Annotated in this window: 20 protein-coding genes and 2 tRNA genes; 15 read left to right on the top strand and 7 right to left on the bottom strand. The window is 36.2% G+C overall.

Going from position 1 to position 23,146, the window contains the following annotated elements; translation table 11 throughout:
• Positions 1-13 precede the first annotated feature (13 nt).
• A complete protein-coding gene (locus FK004_RS00555; protein ID WP_108735490.1) occupies positions 14-982 on the bottom strand; it encodes an App1 family protein in 969 nt (322 codons plus the stop codon).
• A 62-nt stretch (positions 983-1,044) separates the two neighbouring features.
• Between FK004_RS00555 and FK004_RS00550 the strand changes: the two genes are divergently transcribed.
• The 4 genes from FK004_RS00550 to FK004_RS00540 all read left to right on the top strand — a co-directional run bounded on the left by FK004_RS00550 (position 1,045) and on the right by FK004_RS00540 (position 5,941).
• On the top strand, positions 1,045-1,920 hold the full coding sequence (locus FK004_RS00550) for a diacylglycerol/lipid kinase family protein (protein ID WP_108738697.1): 876 nt from the start codon (positions 1,045-1,047) through the stop codon (positions 1,918-1,920).
• A gap of 272 nt (positions 1,921-2,192) precedes the next feature.
• Positions 2,193-4,580, top strand: coding sequence for a glycosyltransferase (locus tag FK004_RS00545; RefSeq protein WP_108735489.1), 2,388 nt, complete (start codon positions 2,193-2,195; stop codon positions 4,578-4,580).
• 60 nt (positions 4,581-4,640) lie between these two features.
• Positions 4,641-5,069 (top strand): hypothetical protein, encoded by a 429-nt coding sequence (locus FK004_RS19355; RefSeq protein ID WP_227871586.1) that lies wholly within the window; start codon positions 4,641-4,643, stop codon positions 5,067-5,069.
• Positions 5,070-5,083: 14 nt separating this feature from the next.
• Complete coding sequence (locus FK004_RS00540) at positions 5,084-5,941, top strand: IS3 family transposase (protein WP_262497642.1); 858 nt, start codon at positions 5,084-5,086, stop codon at positions 5,939-5,941.
• Positions 5,942-6,054: 113 nt separating this feature from the next.
• Here the strand turns inward: FK004_RS00540 and FK004_RS00535 are convergent, their stop codons facing one another.
• On the bottom strand, positions 6,055-6,501 hold the full coding sequence (locus tag FK004_RS00535) for a KTSC domain-containing protein (protein WP_108735488.1): 447 nt from the start codon (positions 6,499-6,501) through the stop codon (positions 6,055-6,057).
• Between the two features lie 206 nt (positions 6,502-6,707).
• On the opposite strand from FK004_RS00535, the gene FK004_RS00530 reads away from it, so the two are divergent.
• Together FK004_RS00530 and FK004_RS00525 are read left to right on the top strand one after the other, a co-directional pair.
• On the top strand, positions 6,708-7,097 hold the full coding sequence (locus FK004_RS00530) for a rhodanese-like domain-containing protein (RefSeq protein WP_108735487.1): 390 nt from the start codon (positions 6,708-6,710) through the stop codon (positions 7,095-7,097).
• 64 nt (positions 7,098-7,161) lie between these two features.
• Positions 7,162-7,746 (top strand): GNAT family N-acetyltransferase, encoded by a 585-nt coding sequence (locus tag FK004_RS00525; RefSeq protein ID WP_227871647.1) that lies wholly within the window; start codon positions 7,162-7,164, stop codon positions 7,744-7,746.
• 248 nt (positions 7,747-7,994) lie between these two features.
• Here FK004_RS00525 and FK004_RS00520 read toward each other — a convergent pair whose 3' ends face one another.
• Positions 7,995-8,597, bottom strand: coding sequence for a helix-turn-helix domain-containing protein (locus FK004_RS00520; RefSeq protein ID WP_227871646.1), 603 nt, complete (start codon positions 8,595-8,597; stop codon positions 7,995-7,997).
• Between the two features lie 203 nt (positions 8,598-8,800).
• On the opposite strand from FK004_RS00520, the gene istA reads away from it, so the two are divergent.
• The 3 genes from istA (at position 8,801) to FK004_RS00505 (ending at position 12,021) form a co-directional block, all read left to right on the top strand.
• Positions 8,801-10,348: an IS21 family transposase gene (gene istA, locus FK004_RS00515; RefSeq protein ID WP_108735486.1), complete on the top strand. Its 1,548-nt coding sequence runs from the start codon at positions 8,801-8,803 to the stop codon at positions 10,346-10,348.
• Positions 10,349-10,364: 16 nt separating this feature from the next.
• Positions 10,365-11,102, top strand: coding sequence for an IS21-like element helper ATPase IstB (gene istB, locus FK004_RS00510; protein WP_056251131.1), 738 nt, complete (start codon positions 10,365-10,367; stop codon positions 11,100-11,102).
• A 337-nt stretch (positions 11,103-11,439) separates the two neighbouring features.
• Positions 11,440-12,021, top strand: a complete 582-nt coding sequence (locus FK004_RS00505; protein ID WP_108735485.1) for a hypothetical protein — start codon at positions 11,440-11,442, stop codon at positions 12,019-12,021.
• A 374-nt stretch (positions 12,022-12,395) separates the two neighbouring features.
• On the opposite strand, the gene FK004_RS00500 is transcribed toward FK004_RS00505, so the two are convergent.
• Positions 12,396-13,232 carry a hypothetical protein gene (locus FK004_RS00500; RefSeq protein WP_108735484.1) on the bottom strand — a complete coding sequence of 279 codons (837 nt, stop codon included), beginning with the start codon at positions 13,230-13,232 and terminating at the stop codon, positions 12,396-12,398.
• A gap of 626 nt (positions 13,233-13,858) precedes the next feature.
• Here FK004_RS00500 and FK004_RS00490 point away from each other — a divergent pair.
• From FK004_RS00490 to FK004_RS00480, 3 genes are all read left to right on the top strand, one after another.
• A complete protein-coding gene (locus FK004_RS00490; protein ID WP_227871645.1) occupies positions 13,859-15,004 on the top strand; it encodes a helix-turn-helix domain-containing protein in 1,146 nt (381 codons plus the stop codon).
• 96 nt (positions 15,005-15,100) lie between these two features.
• Positions 15,101-15,829, top strand: a complete 729-nt coding sequence (locus FK004_RS00485) for a hypothetical protein (protein WP_157955991.1) — start codon at positions 15,101-15,103, stop codon at positions 15,827-15,829.
• A gap of 2 nt (positions 15,830-15,831) precedes the next feature.
• A complete protein-coding gene (locus FK004_RS00480) occupies positions 15,832-16,536 on the top strand; it encodes a M23 family metallopeptidase (protein ID WP_108735482.1) in 705 nt (234 codons plus the stop codon).
• A gap of 254 nt (positions 16,537-16,790) precedes the next feature.
• Here the strand turns inward: FK004_RS00480 and FK004_RS00475 are convergent.
• Positions 16,791-16,863: transfer RNA gene (locus FK004_RS00475), tRNA-Met, on the bottom strand.
• A gap of 76 nt (positions 16,864-16,939) precedes the next feature.
• Positions 16,940-17,012: transfer RNA gene (locus FK004_RS00470), tRNA-Met, on the bottom strand.
• A 117-nt stretch (positions 17,013-17,129) separates the two neighbouring features.
• Here FK004_RS00470 and era point away from each other — a divergent pair.
• On the top strand, positions 17,130-18,014 hold the full coding sequence (era, locus tag FK004_RS00465) for a GTPase Era (RefSeq protein ID WP_108735481.1): 885 nt from the start codon (positions 17,130-17,132) through the stop codon (positions 18,012-18,014).
• 83 nt (positions 18,015-18,097) lie between these two features.
• Here era and FK004_RS00460 read toward each other — a convergent pair whose 3' ends face one another.
• Positions 18,098-18,595 (bottom strand): hypothetical protein, encoded by a 498-nt coding sequence (locus FK004_RS00460; RefSeq protein WP_108735480.1) that lies wholly within the window; start codon positions 18,593-18,595, stop codon positions 18,098-18,100.
• Positions 18,596-19,172: 577 nt separating this feature from the next.
• On the opposite strand from FK004_RS00460, the gene der reads away from it, so the two are divergent.
• The gene (gene der, locus FK004_RS00455; RefSeq protein WP_108735479.1) at positions 19,173-20,483 is read left to right on the top strand and encodes a ribosome biogenesis GTPase Der; all 1,311 of its coding nucleotides are present in this window, start codon (positions 19,173-19,175) and stop codon (positions 20,481-20,483) included.
• Between the two features lie 110 nt (positions 20,484-20,593).
• Positions 20,594-22,909 carry a hypothetical protein gene (locus FK004_RS00450; protein WP_108735478.1) on the top strand — a complete coding sequence of 772 codons (2,316 nt, stop codon included), beginning with the start codon at positions 20,594-20,596 and terminating at the stop codon, positions 22,907-22,909.
• Positions 22,910-23,146: the final 237 nt, after the last annotated feature.

The raw sequence follows: 23,146 nt of genomic DNA, 5'->3' as shown, positions 1-23,146 counted from the left end.
AATAGCGTATTAGTTAGTTAATCAGTCCGATTTTTTTAGAGTGAGCTATCGCTTCGCTGCTATCCCTGAAATAACAGGTAGCGACATTCAGGCTTTCGATATTTTTTAGGGCTGCTATTGTCTTTTCTTTTTTATGTTTTCCGGTTTGACGGATGTAAACTGCGGTGACGGTAACGGGAAATATTTTGCAAATTGCTTCATAGAGGAAGGGATCGTGCTGCGAATCATCCCCTAAAAGGGTATAGTGGAGGTGTGGATAAAACTCCAGGATATGCTTGATCTTATCAAATTTATGGTTGTGATCACCTCGGCCTGTCAGGAAAAAATCAGTTAAGCTTGTTTTGATATCTTTCAGGAGCATTACCGCACGGGGAAGTTCGTGCAGTTCTGTGAATTTTACGATAAAGCGGTACAGGTTCCATTCGCTGCTGGAGACATAAAAAAAAGCATTTTGCTCATTTTTTTTGTTGCGTCCAGCGGTGCTTAAAGCCTGGTAATGCGCTACGACATCATCGAATATCTTCCGGTCATTTACATTCCGGAATAAAAGGATATAGAGCTTTTTAAAAGGATTTCGCGTATGCGATACCAAAAAAGTATCATCAATATCCGAAATGAAACCTAACTTTCCTTCGAATGGGCGGATAAAACTACCTTTCTCCATGAGTTCTTCTCCATTGTGCATGATGCTGACGTGGTAATCTTTCCATCCGTGGCCAATGTCTTTCGGGAGTGGAATACAAAATTTAAAATGACCATCCTCCAATGATTTAGTATGTATTTTTTCGCCATGCAGGTGCAGGTAGATATCGGCATTTGCCTGTGTTTTAATACGAAACATCCGAATGATGGATTTCGCATTTTTAAAGCGTTTTTTCTGAAAATCATAATCTTCCTTACGGGTAGGTCGGAATACATGCCCCATAACGATTAATTCAGACGTATTGGCATAGCCCCGGTACAGCTTTAAAATTGGTTTCATAAATGTTAATGCATTTGGAGTTGGTTGTAACAAAGTACTACATTTATGTCAAAAAAAGAAATATGAGCGCGCAAAAGAATTATATTTTGGTGGTAAATCCCATATCCGGGGATGTTGATAAATCGGAGATTATAACTGCTGCCACGGCTTTTGCCAGTACTCATAACATAGCATTGAAAGTATTCGAAACTACAGGTAAGAATGATGAAGATGCAATACGTGCCCTTTGTAGTGAAGTGCTGCCGGAACGGATTATCGTTGCTGGTGGGGATGGTACTATTAAAATGGTTGCCGAAGCTGTGGAAGAATACGATGTGATACTGGGTATATTACCAGCAGGATCGGCAAACGGGCTTTCTGTGGATCTGGCCCTTCCCGATACACTTGAAGAAAATCTTGAGATCGCTTTCCTGGGTAATTGCATGGATATGGATATGATCAGTATCAATAATAAAAGAAGTCTCCACCTGAGTGATATCGGGATCAATGCGGAGTTGATCAAAAATTACGAAAACGGGAGTGTACGCGGTAAGTGGGGTTATATGCTGCATGCGATTACAACCCTAAAAGACCTGAAGGATCCCTTTGAGGCAACGATCACCACACAAGGCCGTACGCTCACGACTGAAGCCAGAATGATCGTAATTGCAAACTCCCAGAAATATGGCACCGGGGTGACTATAAACCCAAACGGTAAAATGAACGATGGTAAGTTTGAAATTGTAATACTGCGAAACCTGGATCTTATTGTTTTTGGGAAAATACTTTCCGGAAATATGCCTGTAGAATCAGATGATGTAGAAATTATCTCAACTGAAGCGGCACAAATACAAACAAATTTCCCTGTTAGTTTTCAGATTGACGGCGAATATTGTGGTGAACTGGATCTGCTGAATATAAAAATTTTAAAACATCAACTGAAAGTGGCAATTCCGTAAGTGCCTTTGAATGCTGATTGTTTAAGGAGAAAAAGAGATATCCTGTTTTTTTTGGGGTTGAAATTTATCTTCGGTTGATTAGGGAATATGTAAAAAGTGTAACAAATAAAAAAAGTAGTGTAACAGGTTTTAGATTTTAATAGAGCAATTTTACACCTCGTTTCCAAACAAACTTTTTTTTGTTTTAGTTTTTATCGGATATCGTTTAAAACGATGACTGTAAAGATTATAAAAGCGATTACAGTTTCTAACCCAAATCAAAAGAAGATACTATGAAGACCCCACCAAAGCCACTAACTACATTGTTGTCAAGAAGAGTACGTTCTGTTAATGAGATTAATTATCCGATTAATAAAAATGAACTGCCTCAGATTTTATTTATCTCCAGTTATCCTCCAAGAGAATGCGGGATTGCAACCTATACCGAAGATTTGATTGATGTTATGAACGCTAAATTTCATCATTCATTTGAACTGAAAATATGTGCTCTGGAGAATGAAAACGAAAAACATACCTACACCAATAAAAATGTAGACTATATTCTGGATACTTCAGAAAAAGATTCTTTTGATGAAGCAGCTACAGAAATCAATGAAAACGATAAAATTAAATTGGTGGTAATTCAGCACGAATTTGGTTTTTATGTGAAAAAAGAAAAAGAATTTGTGGCCTTCTTAGCGAAGTTAAAGAAACCGGTTACGATTGTTTTTCATACCGTATTGCCGAATCCGAATGAAGCATTCAAGCAGAATGTTTTGGATATTTTAGACCATGTTTCTTCAGTTGTCGTAATGACACAAAATGCCTCACAGCTTTTAATCCGCGATTATGGTGTAGTAGAAGCAGATATTACAATAATCCCTCATGGAACCCACCTCGTTGCCCATACTGACAGGGAAGAGCTAAAAGCCAAATATGGTTTTCAGGATAGAAAAATACTGTCTACTTTTGGATTATTAGGACCTGGTAAAAGTATTGAAACTACTTTAAATGCTTTACCTGCAATCATAAAAGAACAGCCTGAAGTTTTGTTTTTAATTATTGGAAAAACACATCCTACCTTGATGAAAGAGGAAGGAGAGCTGTACCGTAATAAACTGGAAGGCATAGTAGCGTCATTAGGGCTGGAGAAAAATGTAACGTTTATTAATGAGTATGTGAAGTTAGAAGCACTGCTTGAATACCTGCAGCTTACGGATATCTATCTTTTCACCTCTAAAGACCCTAATCAGGCCGTAAGTGGTACTTTCTCTTATGCGATGAGCTGTGGTTGCCCTATTATTTCTACGCCAATCCCTCACGCTAAAGAAATGCTGGATGGCAATACAGGCATCCTGATTGATTTTGACCAACCGGAACAATTGGCTACAGCGGTAAATCGCCTGTTGTCTAACCCAGAACTTAGAAAAAATATCATTGTTAATGGATTGCATAAAATAGCACCAACAGCATGGGAAAACGCAGCGGTAGCACATGCTAAATTATTCCAGCGTTTAGCGAATAAGAAACAACCGGGAAACATACAGCTTCATTATAGAAATCCAGAGATCAACCTGGCGCATTTGAAAAAAATGACGACAGATTTCGGAATGTTGCAATTCTCAAAAATAAACCATCCCGATTTAGAATCGGGTTATACCTTAGATGATAACGCGAGAGCTATGATTGCTGTAGGGCAGCATTTCAAATTGACGTTGGATAATCGTGATTTGGAATACCTGAGCACATATTTGAATTTTATCGAGTTCTGTCAGCAGCCTGATGGAAGTTTCCTCAACTATGTCGATATTAATAAACAATTTACCGATCAGAACGGGGATGATAATTTGTCCGATTCCAATGGGAGGGCGATATGGGCTTTAGGCTATTTAGCGTCTCTTACCGACATCATTCCGGAAGACATGTCCATCAAGGCCAAAATACTGTTCCACAAATCCCTGGGCAGGCTGAATGATATGCATTCGCCAAGAGCGATGGCATTCGCGATAAAAGGACTGTATTATTATAACCGCGATGAAGAAATCGTAGAAGTAATAAATTACACCCGATTGCTGGCAGATCGATTGGTACAAATGTACCGTCATGTATCTGTTTCCGACTGGATGTGGTTTGAAAGCTACCTTACTTATGCGAATAGTGTGCTTCCTGAAGCTGTATTATGTGCGTATGCGATCACTACAGACAGTGTATACAAAGAAGTGGCCAAAGAATCCTTTGATTTCCTATTGAAAAATACGTTCAGTGAGACTGGAATTAAAGTAATCTCTAACCGTAGCTGGCATATTAAAGGAGAAGAAAAAGAAGATTTTGGAGAACAGCCTATTGATGTAGCCTATACAATCATGGCGCTGCGTAAATTCCATGATATTTTCAAAGAACCGAGTTACCTGGAGAAAATGGAAATAGCTTTCAACTGGTTCCTGGGTAATAACCATTTGAGCCAGATTATTTACAACCCTTGTACGGGTGGTTGTTATGATGGATTGGAAGAAAAAAGCGTAAACCTGAATCAGGGAGCTGAATCTACAATCAGTTATTTAATAGCCCGTCTGAGTATTAATAAACACCTGAGCAATCAGGATGAGGTGGAGCATCCCCAGTCGGAACTGGAAATGAGCAAAACCAAAAAACGAAAACAGAAACTTTTTGCCCCAAAATAAAAGTTGTGAATCAATTGCTATGTCCCGTCCTGAAATAGCGATACAAAAAAAAACTCAATTATGTCTAAAGAGAAAAATTATGTAAAGCGAACCCAGCGAGATTACAGTATGTCTCTCAAATTGCAAATCGTCCATGAGATTGAACGAGGAGAGTTATCTACACATGGAGCTTGTAAAAAATATGGTGTGCAAGCACGTTCAACAGTTGTTAGTTGGCTTAGAAAATTTGGTAACTTTGATTGGGAAACCCAAACCCCATCTCAAATGGCTAAAACACCTGAACAGCAAATCATGGAACTCGAAGCTAAAGTTACGCTTCTTGAAAAACAGAAAGCTCATCTGGAGCAACAAGTTAATTTTACGGATAAGAAAGCTATTATTTTTGATATGCTTATTGATATTGCAGAGAAAGAATATAATATCGATATCCGAAAAAACTCATCACCCGAACAATTGTCCTATTTAAAGAAGAACAAAAACAAACCTTAGGTTTTACCTGTAGTTTGTTCGGGATAGACAGGCAGGTCTATTATCGTAGCATTAAAAGAAAAATCTTAAAGCAATCAAAGTCTGAACAAGTCATTCTTATGGTAAGAAAGATTAGGATGAAAATGCCTCGTATCGGTACGAGAAAGTTGTATTATTTATTAAACCAGGAGCTTAGAGCATTGAAGATTGGAAGAGATATGTTTTTTAATATCCTCAAAGTAAACCATCTGCTAATATCTCCAAAACGGAGCTATCATATTACGACTAACTCATATCATCGTTTTAAAAAACACAAGAATTTAATTGAAAACTTAAAAATAATACGTCCTGAACAGGTTTGGGTATCCGATATTACATACATCGGAAAAAGAAGTAAGCCCTGCTATTTAAGCTTAGTAACAGATGCATATTCAAAACGGATCATGGGATTTAATGTAGCTACTAATTTAAATGCCGAAAATAGTCTTAAAGCTTTACAAATGGCTCTTAAGAGCAGGAAAAATAGTTGTTTGTCGTTAATCCATCACTCAGATAGAGGTATACAATATTGTTCTGATGAATATCAAAAAGTGATACGCAAGACTAAAAACCTGCGCTGTAGCATGACTGAGTCTTATGATCCATATCAAAATGCGGTCGCTGAAAGGGTAAATGGAATATTAAAACAGGAGTTTTTAGTAGATAGGTATAATGATCAGCAACTTAATATTATTAAGTTAGTAGTTAAGGAATCTATACAGATTTATAATCTAGTAAGACCGCATTGCTCTAATCATATGCTTACTCCGATGCAAATGCATCAGCAAAAAGAAATAGAAATGAAAACCTATAAAACAAAAAACAGAAGTAACCATGAAGCTACTTCTGTCTAAAAAATGTACTTTTATTATTATTAATCCTGTATTGCTATTCTAGGACTAGACACTATGAAAAGAAAAAACCATCAGTTTGTGCTGATGGTTTTTTTATATGTAAAAATGAAGTCTTAGTTTTCGACAGCTTCACCTGATTTTCTGTAGATGAAACTACCGTAGATGTGTCTTCTTGCAAAACGGCTTGGCGATTCTGCATTCACCATTTTGATATACGTATTTTTCGGCACACCGATATATTCGTAGCTATTACCGTCAAAGTGTGTTACTTTTAGGATTTGTTTTTCGAAGTAAAAATCCTGAATATTGGATTTTGTAGTCGTTTCAATATATTCCTCACGGTATTTTTCCTGTGTTTCAGCATTGATACTTACAAGGAAATGATACGCTTCAATAACAGTTTTACTTTTTTCTTCAGCCTGTAATTTTCCTTCGTCATCATTTACAAATTTGTCAGGATGACTATCCTTCATTACATTTCTGTAAATCGTTTTTAATTCTTTTAAAGTAACGGTTTTATCAACCCCTAATAGCTTTCTATGCTCAACAATTCTTTTCATAACGCAAGTTTAAAATTTAACCCCTTGATTTTAAAGGGATTTGCTTGATTTTATTAGCGGTGCAAATATCACTTTTTTTTTTCAAAGTTTTTAAAAAATAATATAATTTTTAAAACTTTTTAATTGAGGGACAGTTATTTGCATCCTAAGGCCTGTTTTTAAGTGGGTTCGGTCAAAATTTGTATTTTTGTAAAAACTAATTTATAATGAAAACGAAAGTATATTGCCTACTGGTTATATTGATGAGCCTTACAGCCTGCCAGTCACAGACAAAAGAAACAGCTGTCCTAGTACCGGCACAGGAATTTTATCAGCAAACAAACAACAACAAAGTACAACTGGTCGATGTAAGGACGCCTAAGGAGTTTAGCCAGGGACATTTGAAAAATGCACAAAATATTCATTTGTACGATCAGGATTTCAAAAAACGGATCACTACACTGGATAAAAGTCAGCCGGTATATGTGTATTGCAAAGCAGGATCACGAAGTGCCGAAGCCGTGGAAATTATGAAAGCATCGGGCTTTAAAACGATTGTAGAGCTGGATGGTGGGGCAGATGCCTGGAAAGAAGCGGGAAAACCATTAGAGCAATAAATAAAACCAGATAGAAGCAAAAAACCATCAAAGCGATTTGATGGTTTTTTGCTTCATAACCGTCATGAAGGATTTTCAAATCATTAAGATTTTATTCCTATTTTTAAATCTTGAAAACAAACTGAAATTACTTGATTTATTCATGATCACAAAAGCAACATTACACGATATTCCTGCATTGACTACTTTAATCAATTCTGCCTATAGAGGGGAAACTTCTAAAAAAGGCTGGACTACAGAAAGCCATTTACTGGCCGGAAAAAGAACAACTGAAAAAGAACTGACCGAGATCATCCTAGAACCTAAAAATACATTTCTGAAATTTACAGATAACGACCAGATTATTGGTTCAGTTCTGTTTGTAGCGAAAGAGCACCAACTGTATTTGGGCTTATTAACGGTTTCACCTGAATTGCAAAATAGCGGGATTGGAAAAAAGATGTTGGCAGAGGCTGAAATTCATGCTGCAACTTTGGGATTATCATCTATTATTATGACAGTTGTTTCGGTTCGTGCAGAGCTTATTGCCTGGTATAAGCGTCATGGTTATGTTGAAACAGGGGAAAGAGAAGCTTTTCCAGAAAGCGAAATCCATATTAATATTTCAGATGAGCCATTGGAATTTATCTATTTAGAAAAACAGCTGTAAGGTTAACATAAAAATGCTCGTCATAAGTCCTTCAGGTGCATCTGTAAAGGTGATACATTTAATTTTATTATTTTCTGATACAGATTTGCATGAGTTTTATTTTGTGCATTGACAGAATAATAGCAAACAGAATGATAGATAGTAAAAAGTTTTTTTTGATAATAAGTGATTTGAATTATTTAAATCCAAAATTCACATAAGAAAAATTACAAGGGGTTTCAAAAGCTTAAATATGTATAAATCGGTCCTTATTTACTGGTGTTTTTATATTCATTGGGTGTCTGACCAGTAACTTTTTTAAAGGCTTTATAAAAAGTCGTTTTTGAAGTAAACCCAGATTCTAATCCCATCGCCAATAAATTATAGTTTTCATATTCAGAATTTGAGATCATTTCCTTTACAGCTTCAACCCGATATTGATTGATGTAATGGGCGAAGTTGTCTCCTGTTATCGTGTTTATAATTTGTGAAACATATCCCGGGCTTATGCTCAGTTTCTCAGCCACTTTTTCCCTGTTTAATGTACTGTCCGTATAAATGTGCTGCTCTTTGCAAAGAAGTTCTAATTTTTGAAAATAAAGATTGTCTACCGTGATAGATTCCCGATACTCTCCGGGTGTATTATTTTCTACAATTTGCAAATTAGTATTGGTATAGGAAACAGCTAAATCTTTATTTAGGAAATTGTAAATAGCGTCTTTGTTTGTGGCCAGTTTGTATTTGTAAATGCCTATATAAGCTGTCCAATGAATTATAAAAGTTCCAAATAAGGCCACTGCAGTCATAATAGCAGAAATGTCATAGTTAAGAAATAATCCGACCAGAGCGGTAATAAGCCAGGATAATAACAATAAAGAAACAAGGGTTAATAAGGTGGAAAAACCGGTCAATTTGACCACCTAATTCCGGAGTAAATTGACCACCCGTTCCGGAGCAAACTGACCACCTAATTCCGGAGCAAATTGACCACCAAGTTTTGTGGTGAATTAAGTATTAAAAACTATTGATTTTTTCATGTTGTTAGAACCATACATTCGTTAAAAATTTACGGATTATGGCAAACAAAATAACAGACATGAGTAAAATTAGAAAAGTAATTAAATTCTATTGTAATGGAAAGAGTAAGTTATTTATAAGTAGCTACTTATCCCTTTCAAGAAATACGGTAAAGAAATATATTTCTTTATTTGAAGTTCTCGAATTAAGCTTTGAATTAATCGACCAAAAAACCGATGCAGAGCTGGAACTTTTATTCTCCCAGACTAGTGTAGAGGCCATTAGCCCGAGATTACAGACACTTTATGATTTTTTTCCTAAAATGGAACGTGAACTAAAAAAAGTTGGCGTTACCGTACAGCATATGTGGGAACAATATATTGCTGTAAATCCTGATGGTTATCGAACTTCACAATTTCATTATCATTACAATATATGGGGCAAACGAGTTAATCCGGTCATGCATATGAACCATAAGGCTGGTGATAAAATGTATGTTGATTATGCCGGAAAGACACTCTCAATTATTGATATAGATACTGGAGAAGTCAAAGAAGTACAATTTTTTGTAGCAATATTGGGCGCTAGCCAATACACGTATGCTGAAGCTTCCATGAGCCAGCAAAAGGAAAACTTTGTTGACTCGGTAGAAAATGCCATGCGCTTTTTTGAAGGCACTCCTGCCGCCATTGTTCCAGATAATTTAAAATCTGCCGTAATAAAAAGCAGTCGTTTTGAACCGACAATCAATGAAACCCTGGCTGATTTAGCAGAACATTACGAAACCACAATTTTACCTGCCAGAGCTTACAGGCCCAGAGACAAGTCACTAGTTGAAGGAGCTGTTAAGATATTATATCGAAGGATTTATGTAACCATAAAAGAAACTAAGTTCTTTTCTCTGGAAGAATTAAACCAGCAGATCTGGGATTTACTTGACTCTCACAATAACAGAAAACTGACAGGACGCCCTTATTCCCGCTTTGAATTATTTTTAGAAGACGAGAAAGAAAAACTGCGTCCACTCCCACAAGATCGTTTTGAAATTAAATACCAGTCTTTTGCAACAGTAATGCAAAACGGTCATGTTCAATTAAGCCAGGACAAAAACTATTACAGCGTTCCGTATCAATATGTAAAGAAGAAAGCCAAGCTGTTATATACCAAATCAACAGTAGAGATTTATTATAAATACAATCGAATAGCTGTACATCCAAGAAACTACAAACCTTATGTCTATACAACAACTCCTGAGCATTTAGCCAGTACACATCAATTTGTAGCCCAATGGAGTGCTGCCCGCTTCATTGAATGGGCTAATAATATTGATGAGTCAGTAGGAGAATATATAATGCAGATAATCGAAAGCAGAAATCATCCAGAACAGGCTTATAAAAGCTGTTTAGGAATACTGAATTTTGAAAAAAAGGTAGGCAGACAGCGATTAATAAATGCCTGCAGGCGGGCACTTGATTTTAAAATTTACAATTTTAAGACCATACAAAACATTTTAGAAAACAACTTGGATCATATTGATTTTGATCAAGAACCTGAGCAGGAACTTCCCGATCACAGTAACATAAGAGGAAAACACTATTATAACTAAATTAAATCTTGAAAAAATGAATGAATCCACAGTAACCAAAATGAAACAAATGAAGCTTTATGGCATGTTTAATGCTTTTAAAACAGCCATTGAAAGCGGGAAAACAGATCATTATACCCTTGACCAGTTTGTATCGATGATTATTGATGCAGAATGGGATGAAAGGTACAATCGTCGTATTGAACGAAGTATCACTAATGCCAAATTCCATTACAAATCAAATATTGAAAGTATCAATTTTGATGTATCACGTAACCTGGACCGAAACATGGTACTGCGTCTGGCAGAATGCGAATTTATAGAGAAAAACGAAAACATTTTAATCACTGGAAGCACCGGTGTCGGTAAAAGTTATTTAGGTACTGCATTAGGTTATCAAGCCTGTATACAGGGTTTTAAGGTAAGTTATTTTAATACCTCAAAATTGTTCGCTAGACTAAAAATGGCTAAAGCAGATGGTACTTATCTACGGGAACTTACCAAAATACAAAGACAGGATGTTATAATACTTGATGATTTTGGACTCCAGGCACTTGACAGCCATAACCGAATTACTCTTTTAGAGATCATAGAGGACAGGCATAATAACGGCTCTATAATCGTGACATCACAAATACCAGTTCAAGGCTGGTATGATATAATTGGAGAAAAAACGATAGCCGATGCAATATTAGACAGACTTATACACCAATCTCATAGGCTTGAATTACATGGAGAATCCATGAGAAAGAAAAGAGGAATAAACAAAGAGTGATATTTTATTATATTTGAATACTAATTAACAGATGAAAAAATATAGTTTTTAATCAAAACGGAGGTGCTCACTTTGCACCGGAATTAGGTGGTCATTTTGAACTGGAATCAGGTGCTCACTTTAAAACGGAATGGGGTGATCAATATAACCGGAATTTGCAATATAAAACTATTTAAAGAATAAAAAAACATCCATCATAGTAGTAGGTTTCTTGATGATTTATAATGAAAATATATTTGGGAATAAATTAGGTGTAATAATTACCACACATAAATAAGTTGACGGTCTGTGGCGTACTGGGTAAAAACTAATTACATAATTAATAAAGCTGGATTTAATGAAAAACACATTTACTTTTATACTTTTTATCACTTTTTACTTTGTCTCCTATGCTCAAAGCACTACTGGAACCTATACGTTACAACAATTACAGGCAAGGTTCACGCATAAAAACTATACTGAAAACGTACTCTTAGATTTTCAAAAAACAATGTTCAGACTCAAAGAAAGACCGCAACTGAATGAGGATATTCCTGGCGAAGTAATTTCGTGGACTGGGCAAAACGGGGAGTACTCCTGGCACGAAACTTATCTTATAAAAAAAGACAAAGTGCAAAAAGTGGAGTTAATACCTAAAGACCACATTTTTTTGAAAAAACTGAACAGTTACGTTCCTGGGCAATCTAAGTTTACTTATGGGTATGATTTGTGGAGTTTTGCATTTGTTGAAAAGAAATTAAAAGACAATTTTTACTTAATAGAAGTGGTAGCAACATCGTTTAGCTCCATGCCTGAAATTATTACTGACGATACTTTGATATATCATTTAGAGTATAAAACAAAGGATTTTAAAGAATTTAAATTGGTTCGATTCAAAGATAGCAATGCTAAAGAATGGAAAGAAATTGACCAATATTGATCTTTTTACAGATAGTATACAAAATAAGTAAGATTTAATACTAACAGCTACTATAAGGTATTTGTACAATTGGCTTTATGGGAAGTTAGATTTGTATTTGGGATGATTTGGAAGCCGCCAAAGAGCATTTTAAAAACTGGGGATATTTAGAAAATCGAATATTTTAATAACTACGACCGTTAGTGCGGTCGTAGTATTAAAAGAGATCTAATTTTTTTGTTTGTTTTTTGTCTTTAGCGTTATCAGTGCAAAAAACGTAGCTGCCGCGACCATTGGAATATAAACATTGACGTGAAATATTTTGTCGATTGCCAATGCTACTAATCCAAAAACGACTATTGAAATAATAAAGATTTTAATTTTTTTTTTCATTGTTACCAATTAAAAATAGCTTCTGCCAGAAAACCAATAGTAGCCGCCGCAGAACAGCTAACAGCAGTGCTAACTATAGCGGCTGCATAAGCTGCTTGACCAGGACCTACCCACACATTTACTGCCCAAGCACCTAAAGCGCCGGAAACAGCACCACCAACATCAGCTGTTGCTACCACTGCAATCGCTTTACCTGGTTTTGTTTTTGCAGTTGTTATATGCATATCTTTATCATTTAGTATGCTATCCCAAATGTCATAATGATCGTTCCAGTAAGCTATACTGTGTTTGGCAACACTTGTCGCAGGAAACAAAACTAACAAATCCTCATTGCTTAGTTTAGTATCATTATAAGCATCCATTTCTAAAGAACTGATGTTTGATACAATGTGTGTAAGCTCTGCGTCATCTTCCATCATAATATTTTGTAAAACATTCAAGTATTTTTTGGCTTGAACCGATAGACGCTTATCGTCGTTATATCCAAATGCAGGAGTAACTTCTAATAAAGGTTTTGTATGCAAATTAGTATAAATGAGATTTTTTGCTAAAGATAAATCATCTGGATTTGTATAAAGCCCCTCTACTTCATTATATATAGTCTTGTCAGCGTAAAGCTGGAATTCGGTTGGTGTCGTGCTTCCTTCAACCAATGCTTTTTCCAGCTTAAGCATAATATCATTATGCTGTGTCCCAATAAAATCAAATTTAGATGGATGAAAACGAGTATTAACTGCTAATCTATTAGAATTTACGTTCGATAAATTTTCAATTTCTGATTCTGAATTTGAGCATCCTAGTCCAATCAGAACAGTAAGTAATAAAAGTGCTTTTTTCATATTATATTGATTTAATTATTAAATATGATTTTGTTTGCGCAAACGTTTGCAATCTATAATATTTTTATTATAAAAACCACAAAATATTCTTTTTAATATTACTGCTTCTTAAGTAGACTTGAATAATCATCAGGAAGTTCTGTGTCAATATCACGCAGATATTTTTCAATGGCGCTCATAGAAGCGTGACCGGTTATGAGTATTAATTTACTTTTTGCCTCAAAGGGCGTACTTCTTTTTACTAACTCTCTATAAAGTTTGGTAATAAATGTGTGCCTGAAACTGTACATTCCATAATCCTTTCCTAGCTTTAATTCTTTTTTATAAGATAAAAAAAACACACCTTTACAAAAAGCAGTCAAAAATAAAAAAGACCATCAAATTCCTTTGATGGTTTTACTTAGTAGCGTGAAGCATTCAAATATCTAACAAGCTTGTCAAAGATTTTTATGGAATCGTAGGGTGATAATTTGTAATTCAGATCGTATTAATTGCTTTTTCATTCGTTTTAATTGTAATTCCTTTAACAGTAAATGAAATGAATTAAGTATAGTTTCGTCAAATAAAATAGAGGCAATAAACTAAAAAACAGAAGCAACGACGTAACTAAATAACTACTATATAGATTGATCTTTACAGCTTTTTTTAACACGGCAATTTTCCAGGGAATGGTGCTGGGCACAATTATTTTAAAATCACCACTATTTAAGAGCAATGCAAATAAATATTTAGCTTATGCAATATTTACCCTATCGCTTCTAATCGCTAATCTTGTTTTTGAAATATTAGATAGTTACAAGATTGTACCTTTCTTGCTTTTTCTTGATGATATTGAATGGGCCTTTCTTTTTCCTGTTTTCATCTTTATGTTTGTTATACATCAGGTAAATCATCCTATTAGAAATTCGAAAAAAATCCGATGGTTATTTGTGCCCTTCCTCTATTCAGCCTTGGCAAATATTATTTATGATTGTGAGGTTGTGGCGCATATTTTTAAGATTCCAATTGTTCTTAAGACAGTAATCGAAACTTTAAAAGACTTTGATTTTTATATTATTCTAATATTTATACCTTTTATGGCTGTCTATACCTTCAGCTTCATTAAATTTTCAAAGGATAAACAAGAAAAGAAATGGATAGCTTTTCTGTGGTCCTTGGTTTTTACATTGTTACTTTCTTGGATAATTGCGGTTCTAATAGCGCTGTTTTTTGAATATGATCTTTCGTTTTGTATGCGGATTCTGGCGCTATTTGCTACATTTCTAATTCATTTTACGGCTTATTACGGAGTTTTTAAATACAGATTAGCCGATAACAAGCAAGGAATAGAGGCATTATTGAATAAGAGTGTTGTGTTGCTTACTGAGGGATTTTCTAAAGATGTAATTTTTAAAAAAGAAATCGAAACAGCTAATTTAGATTTATTCACAAAAGAAAATCCTTATTTTAAAAAATTGGAAACGCTTTGTGAAGTTCATCAAATTTATAGGGACAGCACATTAAACAGAGAAAAAGTTGCAGCACAATTAGGAATAAGTGCAGGATATGTTTCTCAATTAGTCAATGCGATCACGGGAGATAATTTTGCCAACTTTATAAATAATTACCGCGTAGAAGCAGTTAAGAAAATGATTTTTGATTCCGACTTTGAAAATTACAGTCTTTTGGCAATAGGGTTAGAATCAGGTTTTACTTCAAAGACGACATTTTATGACGCCTTTAAAAAAGCTACTGGAATGACTCCGAACAGCTTTCGTAATACGAATAAATAAGTTCGGATTTCTTCAGTCTTAAGCTATTCGGACTTTGCCATTTTTTATTTCATTTAGGTTTGCCCATGATAATCAACTTAATCATCTCAACTTTATATGAAATTAAATCGACTCATGTTCACTACTGCGATTTTGTCTGCGGTATCTGTCCAATCACAAACCATTCAAAAAAATAACCAACTGGAATTTTCAGTAGGAAATGATTTTGGCTTTTTAAAAAATCTTGAATTTGCGCCGGTAGCAATGTATGAGTATGAAGGTCTGATTTATAAATTAGGCTATACCCGGACTAGTAAAAAACAAAACTTATTTGAAGTTAAACTGGACTATCTTAAAGCGGAATTAAAAACAGATTTGTTATCCAACCTAAACACAGATTATTCTAAAATTGGAGTTGGTTTTTCCTATCTCAAACAAGTTTATAGCAAAAATGAATTTGCGGTACACTTAGGTCTTCAGTCGCAAACTACTACTTCTACTTATCTTAATGGTGATTATTCTCCGGCTCATAATGAGAATTATTTTACTTTTTATCAAGAATTTGGAATCAAAGCCAGATTTAGCTATCAATTGGATGAAAAGCAATATTTAGCATCAAAACTAACGCTTCCTGTAGTATTATTAAGAGCTAACAATGCCGAAGGCAAATTTTATACGTTAGACAATTATCAAACTATTGTATGGGATTTAGAATATGGCTACAAACTTTCAGATCATTTTGATGTAAAGGCAACGTATAACTTTAATTACGCTCGACTCCAGGTGCCAAGTGCTTATAGAGAATTGCAACATCAAATAAATCTGGGTATTAACTATAAATTTTAAGTATGAAACTTTTCAAATATACAGTCTACACTTTGATATTCGCTATTGTTCTTTTATTGACTTCTTGCGTTGATACGCTGATGGGAGATGAAGGTAAATACGACGAAGATATTTATTTAAATTATAATACAAAAACAGTATTGGAGTTGCCTTTCGATGGCGAATGGTATATCAATGCGGGAGGGAAGTCGCTAGAAGAAAATCATCATTTTGCTCCTTATCGCCATCAAAGATATGCAATGGACGTCGTGCAAAGGGTAAATGGGAAAATGATTTTTACAGGAGATGGAACAAAAAATGAAAATTATTATTGTTTCGGTAAGCGTTTAAATGCCCCTGGAGACGGAAGGATCGTAACTGTTGTGAATAATGTAGAAGACAATGTTCCTGGGATTCTTAACGAAGAGCAAGTTTGGGGTAACTATATTGTGATCGACCATTTAAACGGCGAATATTCCTGTATGGTTCATTTCAAAAAGAATTCTATAATAGTGGCAGAAGGAGACAATGTCCTCCGAGGTCAAATGGTAGGTCAAGTTGGAAACAGCGGTAATTCTAATGGGCCACATTTGCATTATCATTTGCAGACAACAGCGTCTCGTTTAACCGGTGTTGGGCTTCCTGTGCAATTCCTTAACTACTATGCCAACGATGTTTTTATAGAAAGGGGAGAGCCGATTACTTCTCAAATAGTGAGGAAAAATTAAAAAATAATAATTTTATCAGGTTTTTTATTTATTCTCGTAGCGATGGGAAGGATTCAAATATGTAGCCAGTTATTGAGGGTTGTTATAATATTATGAAGCGTCTTACACTAAATTGTGTTAAGAATAGCATACATATTATCGAGGTGATAGATAAAATGCCGACCAGGTTTTTTTAGTTTGATTTCGATATTCAAGAATTAAGGAAAGTAATAAAAATAAAAAAACCATCAAATTGCTTTGATGGTTTTACTTAGTAGCGGGAACTGGACTCGAACCAGTGACCTTCGGGTTATGAGCCCGACGAGCTACCTACTGCTCTATCCCGCGATATAGGATACAAAGATATAACAATTTCTGCTATAAAAAAAATAAAACCACTAACTTGCATTAATGGTTTCGGTAGTAGCGGGAACTGGACTCGAACCAGTGACCTTCGGGTTATGAGCCCGACGAGCTACCTACTGCTCTATCCCGCGATGTTTCGGGTGCAAAGATACGTCTAATATTGACTTCTGCAACAAAAAAATGAAAAAAATATTTTATTTCTTCTATTGACCTGATATGATTACCTTTGCAGGATAAATATTTTTTAAATGTCACACAAAGCAGGTTTTGTTAATATAATCGGGAATCCAAACGTTGGAAAATCCACACTCATGAATGCCTTCGTCGGAGAAAGGCTGTCTATAATCACGTCTAAAGCACAAACAACCCGACACAGGATATTAGGGATTGTGAATGGCGAGGATTTCCAGGTGATCCTTTCGGATACACCCGGTATCATAAAGCCAGCTTACGAATTGCAGGCTTCAATGATGGATTTTGTGAAATCCGCTTTTGAAGATGCCGATATCCTGATATATATGGTAGAGATTGGGGAGCAGAATCTGAAAGATGAGGCCTTCTTTAATAAAATTATCAATGCCAAAATTCCGGTATTGCTGCTGCTGAATAAAATTGATACTTCCAATCAGGAAAAACTGGAAGAGCAGGTTGCATTTTGGGCTGAAAAAGTACCGAATGCAGAGATTTTTCCGATCTCGGCCCTGGAGAATTTCAATGTGCCGGAAGTTTTTTCCCGTATCATTGACCTGTTGCCACTTTCGCCACCTTTTTATCCTAAGGACACTTTAACGGATAAACCGGAACGCTTTTTCGTAAATGAAACAATCAGGGAGAAAATATTACTGAACTACAGTAAAGAAATTCCGTATGCAGTAGAAATTGAAACCGAAGAGTTTTTTGAAGATGAGAATATCATCCGCATCCGCTCGCTGATTATGGTGGAGCGTGATACCCAAAAAGGAATCATCATCGGGCATAAAGGAGCAGCGCTTAAAAAAGTAGGTATTGAGGCACGTGCCGATCTGGAGAAATTCTTTGGAAAACAAATTCACATCGAAATGTATGTCAAAGTAAATAAGAACTGGAGAAGCAATTCGAATCAGTTGCGCCGCTTTGGGTATAACAATAAATAAAAAACATCATTTTAGATTACGAAAAACCCCTGGATAGTTTACTATTCAGGGGTTTTTCTGTTATGCGGAATGCAGTATTGGAATTAAGGGGTAATTATTTTTTCCATTATCGTCATGAGTTGTTGTAGCTGTGCGCTGCCTTTTCGTTTGTTGAGCCTGCCGATACAATATAAGAGCAGCCAGATATTGATGCAGACAAAAATAACAAAGGCATCAAAGGCGATAGGGAGGCCGGCACGCCATTTGGAAATAATGATGATAGCAAAAATGATGGAAATAAGGATCAGTATAAAGTGGATGGCCACAAAAATAGCCCAAAGTATTGGGTCAGGCCCGTAAAGGATTTTTATGGTAGTGCGATTGTCGTTCTCTTCCAGAAGCTCCAGCCGTAAGGTAGGAGACCAATATTCCCGCTTGCGAAGTCCCATACTTAACCAAATATATTTTCCGACAGAATTAATTTTATAATCCGGATCATACTTGTTCTTGAGGATTTCCGAAACTGATTTTATAGCTGCAGCAGATTGTAACGAAAATCGTTCAAATTGCTGCCTGAGTTTTATATTGTTTTCAAGATTCATAGAGGATGGCGAAATAACAGCCCTAAAATTAATAAATATACCATTCGTAGAATACTAACAAATAGTTAAACATATTTTGAGGCACTGCTAAGTGTTTGAGAATTAATTTTTAATTCAGGAAGTGCCAGATTGTTGATACCTATGAAACGAATTGCTACGACATCCAATTCAAGCACATCCTAATTGCCAGTCTATGTGAGTACCTATCAGTACAAAGACAAACGATATCATTTTTATGTGAATGGAAAAAATGGGAAATTGATAGGGAACACGCCTTGCAGCGCGATGAAAATCGTAATTAGGATTTTATGGTCCCTGGCGATTATCGCTATATTATGCCTGCTTGCTATGCTGGTATAACTGTTTTCTTGAATTCAAAAGCGAAGAGCTTTTGTTGTAAGATAACGGGGAGTGGGCTGGTAAAATACGGTCGCTAATAGCGTTTTAAAAAGCTTGTTTTTAGTTGTAATAAGATGAGAGATAGCCATTCTTGTAGTGGTAATTGTGGATATATCGAAAAAATAATACAAAAAATCCTTCGAAAACACTACATTTGCAAAATATTTGAAAAAGCATTATGAACAATATCGTTGCCATTGTAGGAAGGCCCAATGTAGGAAAGTCAACTCTTTTTAACAGATTGATACAAAGAAGAGAAGCTATAGTAGATTCTGTAAGCGGGGTAACCCGTGACCGTAACTATGGAAAAAGCGAATGGAATGGAAAGGAATTTTCGGTAATCGATACTGGTGGTTACATCAAAGGTTCAGATGATATTTTCGAAGGAGAAATCAGAAAACAGGTAGAACTGGCTATTGATGAAGCTGACGTTATTATTTTCGTTGTCGATGTCGAAGAAGGAATTACACCGATGGATGAAACCGTTGCGAAATTATTGCGTAAGGTTACCAAGCCGGTATTACTTGCTGTAAATAAGGTAGACAACGCCATGCGTGAAAAGGATGCCTTAGAATTTTACAATCTTGGAATAGGGGATTATTATACTTTCGCCAGTATCTCAGGAAGTGGAACTGGGGATTTGCTGGATGCATTAATTGATGCATTTCCGGAAAAACCAGAACCAACTCAGGAAGAATTGGAATTGCCACGTTTTGCAGTTGTGGGAAGGCCAAATGCTGGTAAATCCAGTTTTATTAACGCACTGATCGGGAAAGACCGTTATATCGTTACCGATATTGCCGGGACCACACGAGATTCTATCGATACCAAATTTGACCGTTTTGGGTTTGAATTTAACCTGGTAGATACTGCCGGAATCCGTAGAAAAGCAAAAGTAAAAGAAGATTTAGAGTTTTATTCCGTAATGCGTTCGGTTAGGGCTATTGAGCATGCTGATGTTTGTATCCTGATTATCGATGCTACCCGTGGTTTTGAAGGACAGGATCAGAGTATCTTCTGGCTGGCTGAAAAAAACAGAAAAGGAGTAGTGATTTTAGTGAATAAATGGGATTTGGTAGAGAAAGATACGATGTCTACTAAAGATTATGAAGTGAAAATCAGAGAGCAATTACAGCCTTTTACGGATGTGCCTATTCTTTTCGTTTCTGCACTGACAAAACAACGTTTGTTGAAAGCATTGGAGGAAACCGTTAAGGTACACGAAAATAGAAAGCAACGTATTTCGACTTCAAAATTCAACGACTACATGCTTAAGGTTATTGAAAATTACCCACCACCAGCATTGAAAGGGAAATATGTAAAGATTAAATATTGCATGCAGTTGCCAACACCAACCCCGCAATTTGTATTCTTTGCCAATCTTCCACAGTATGTAAAAGAAGCGTATAAGCGTTTTCTTGAAAACAAAATCCGGGAACATTGGGACTTTTCAGGAGTGCCTATCGAGATTTACATCAGAGAGAAATAAAAAAATTACAATATATTTATATAGAAAAAGCAAAATTCATTCCTTGGATTTTGCTTTTTTTGTAAATGAAAAACCCAATCGTATTGCATTTATTTTAAAGCTTACAGTATATGAAAAGAAAAAACTACACTACAGGAATCCTACTTGCCACTGTTGCGACTTTTATGGGGATGCAATCTGCTGCAGCGCAGTCATTGCCCGTCGAAGGAACTACTTTTATCGCAAGCTCCGGAAAAGAAAAATTTAAACTCCGCTTTCTTAAAGATGGACAATATGAATTTGTCGCTGCTTATGGCAAATATGTAAAAGCCAAAGATACGATCAGCTTTGCGTTGTTTGGAGAAAACCAGCGGTCCACTTTTGAAGTAAAAACTAAGGAATCACCACGCACAAACGGAAAGATACAAGTGACAATGAATTCGTATGGAGGATTCTATTACAGTAAAGACAAAATCTTTATCGGTACCCTTGGTAAAGGTGCCTTGTCAGAAAAGTTTAAAAGCCTGTCGGAATATATGCCGACTCCATCTGATTCAGACTCGGATGAGAGTCTTGCTGCTCCCGTTGTTTTTGAAATCGATGCCACGGAATCGTTGGTGTTGGTAAGAGAAGATGACTATGACGGGAAAGCAACGTTATTTAAATACGCAATTCCAGCAACAGTTTCGGAAGTTGCAATTGATTTTAATGCCTACACTTCAAAGCCCGTAACGGTTAAATTTTATTATGACAAAGAAACCAGCTCTTATAGGGTAGGTGAAGGAAAAGATAAACTGACCATGACACTTGTACCAGAATCAGAATCTGGGACTGCAACTGAGGCGAATTCCAATGCGGGACAATTGCCGGTATCCGAAGAAAAAGTAATTGCCAATTGGACCTACCCTGGAAAACCGGTTCAGGACTATGATGCTTATACAGTAGCTACCGATGCTACAGTTTCGGGTGATGCTGCCGAAGAAAAATTAGTAGAGCTACCGATGGCCAAAAATTATGCAGCAGCACTAAAGCAGGCTAAAAAATCCGGTAAACTCCTGGTGGTATATGCCGATAGTAAAAATCCAGATGCACAAAAAGATTTTGATGCCTTTATCAAAGAGATCCGTAGCAACCTTACATATTCAAGCTATGGCGATGCCGAAAGGTTAAAGGAAATCAATAAGTTTGATTATTATTTGGCAACTGCAAAAGACAAAAAAACAATTGAGGCATTTAAGGTCAAAAGTTTTCCGGCATTGCTGATTGTAAATGATAAGGGAGAGCTTATAACGCAGGCCACCGGCGATGCGGTATTGGATGTACGGTATAAACTGACTTCTACTAACGATTACTACAAGCAGATTACAGCACACCATCAGATTAATGCATTGGCGGTGAAATTAAAATCCGGAAAATATTCCACGCAGGAACTTCAGTCTTTTTTTAAAGCAGTTACCGATTCAGATCCGTATGATGGTCCGTATGTACAGGTGACCTATAATGATTTAGGGGAAAAAGTGGCTTCTGAACAGGATTTTAAACTAACCAAAGACGAGTTGGCGGTATTGTTTCAGAAACTGGTACAAACGCATCAGTCGGACACTAAACCCGATTTTACGTATGTTGCCATTCTGAAAAATGAATTGGATGGCAATGGCTATGCCAAAGTTATTTTTGGAGAAGATGAGGTGCAATCCGATCAGTCCGGCTTTGCAGTTGCAGAGTACCTGTTGAAATTCCTGCCACAGATTGAAGAAAATGAGAAATCAGGAAAACAGGAGACTACAGGTGTATATCGAAATGTCCAGGATGTTTTTCAAAGGATACTCTATTCCATGTCCGATTATGAAAAAGCAACAGAGTACCAGGAGAGAGCATTAACACTCGTAAACCAGTATTTTGCTAAAACCAGTAACAAGAATTCTTTTGCAGTAGCCTATTTCAGTGCACTGAATACCTATGCTGAAAATAGTGAAACTCAAGAGCACTACCTGAATGCTTTTGAGGGGTTTGTTACCAGTAATTTTGATGATAAAACCAGGGTGATTAACGCTATTGATGCAATTTATACCGTTGATAAGGAGCACGGAGGAAATGGCTATATTGATTGGTCTTCATATAAAAACCAGTTTGCTACGATGATGAATAATGCGGCCTGGTTTGTGGTGTCACACCCCGAACTGGACAGTTATGTAAAAAAAGCCCAAAACTGGTCGGAACTTTCCTTGATCATTAGTAAAGATAATCCGTATTACCTCGATACCCTGGCGCAATTGCTGTATAAGGGCGGGAATACTACCGAAGCGATAAAAACGCAGCAAAAGGCAGTACAGGTTTCAGAATCCTACAACAGTGGTCCTTATAATGAAGACCGCTATGTGGACGAACAAACTCTTTCAGAAATTAAACAGGTGCTTACACAAATGAAAGCAGGTACTTACAAATAGACCATAAACTAATTATTACGGTCAAAACCTCCGGTGCATTTTTAAAATGTATCGGGGGTTTTTTGTATTTTGCATAAAAAGCATCCCATTGAAAGTAGTGGACGGACCCAGCGAGTGTGCAGGAAGCTATCCACTGCAGTGGACGGGCTCAGCGAGTGTGCAGGAAGCTATCCACTGCAGTGGACAGGCTCAGCGAGTGTGCAGGAAGCTATCCACTGCAGTGGACGGGCTCAGCGA

Origin of the sequence: Flavobacterium kingsejongi (genome assembly GCF_003076475.1) — a bacterium.
Classification (GTDB): domain Bacteria; phylum Bacteroidota; class Bacteroidia; order Flavobacteriales; family Flavobacteriaceae; genus Flavobacterium; species Flavobacterium kingsejongi.
The sequence above is the reverse complement of the archived record's forward strand: the minus strand, read 5'-3'. Positions and strand labels throughout refer to the sequence as shown.

Bases quoted from the DNA above. Each gene is read 5' to 3' on its own strand.
- FK004_RS00555 (WP_108735490.1), bottom strand. From the start codon at position 982: ATGAAACCAATTTTAAAGCTGTACCGGGGCTATGCCAATACGTCTGAA.
- FK004_RS00550 (WP_108738697.1), top strand. From the start codon at position 1,045: ATGAGCGCGCAAAAGAATTATATTTTGGTGGTAAATCCCATATCCGGG.
- FK004_RS00545 (WP_108735489.1), top strand. From the start codon at position 2,193: ATGAAGACCCCACCAAAGCCACTAACTACATTGTTGTCAAGAAGAGTA.
- FK004_RS19355 (WP_227871586.1), top strand. From the start codon at position 4,641: ATGTCTAAAGAGAAAAATTATGTAAAGCGAACCCAGCGAGATTACAGT.
- FK004_RS00535 (WP_108735488.1), bottom strand. From the start codon at position 6,501: ATGAAAAGAATTGTTGAGCATAGAAAGCTATTAGGGGTTGATAAAACC.
- FK004_RS00530 (WP_108735487.1), top strand. From the start codon at position 6,708: ATGAAAACGAAAGTATATTGCCTACTGGTTATATTGATGAGCCTTACA.
- FK004_RS00525 (WP_227871647.1), top strand. From the start codon at position 7,162: ATGAAGGATTTTCAAATCATTAAGATTTTATTCCTATTTTTAAATCTT.
- istA (WP_108735486.1), top strand. From the start codon at position 8,801: ATGGCAAACAAAATAACAGACATGAGTAAAATTAGAAAAGTAATTAAA.
- istB (WP_056251131.1), top strand. From the start codon at position 10,365: ATGAATGAATCCACAGTAACCAAAATGAAACAAATGAAGCTTTATGGC.
- FK004_RS00505 (WP_108735485.1), top strand. From the start codon at position 11,440: ATGAAAAACACATTTACTTTTATACTTTTTATCACTTTTTACTTTGTC.
- FK004_RS00500 (WP_108735484.1), bottom strand. From the start codon at position 13,232: ATGAAAAAAGCACTTTTATTACTTACTGTTCTGATTGGACTAGGATGC.
- FK004_RS00485 (WP_157955991.1), top strand. From the start codon at position 15,101: ATGAAATTAAATCGACTCATGTTCACTACTGCGATTTTGTCTGCGGTA.
- FK004_RS00480 (WP_108735482.1), top strand. From the start codon at position 15,832: ATGAAACTTTTCAAATATACAGTCTACACTTTGATATTCGCTATTGTT.
- era (WP_108735481.1), top strand. From the start codon at position 17,130: ATGTCACACAAAGCAGGTTTTGTTAATATAATCGGGAATCCAAACGTT.
- FK004_RS00460 (WP_108735480.1), bottom strand. From the start codon at position 18,595: ATGAATCTTGAAAACAATATAAAACTCAGGCAGCAATTTGAACGATTT.
- der (WP_108735479.1), top strand. From the start codon at position 19,173: ATGAACAATATCGTTGCCATTGTAGGAAGGCCCAATGTAGGAAAGTCA.
- FK004_RS00450 (WP_108735478.1), top strand. From the start codon at position 20,594: ATGAAAAGAAAAAACTACACTACAGGAATCCTACTTGCCACTGTTGCG.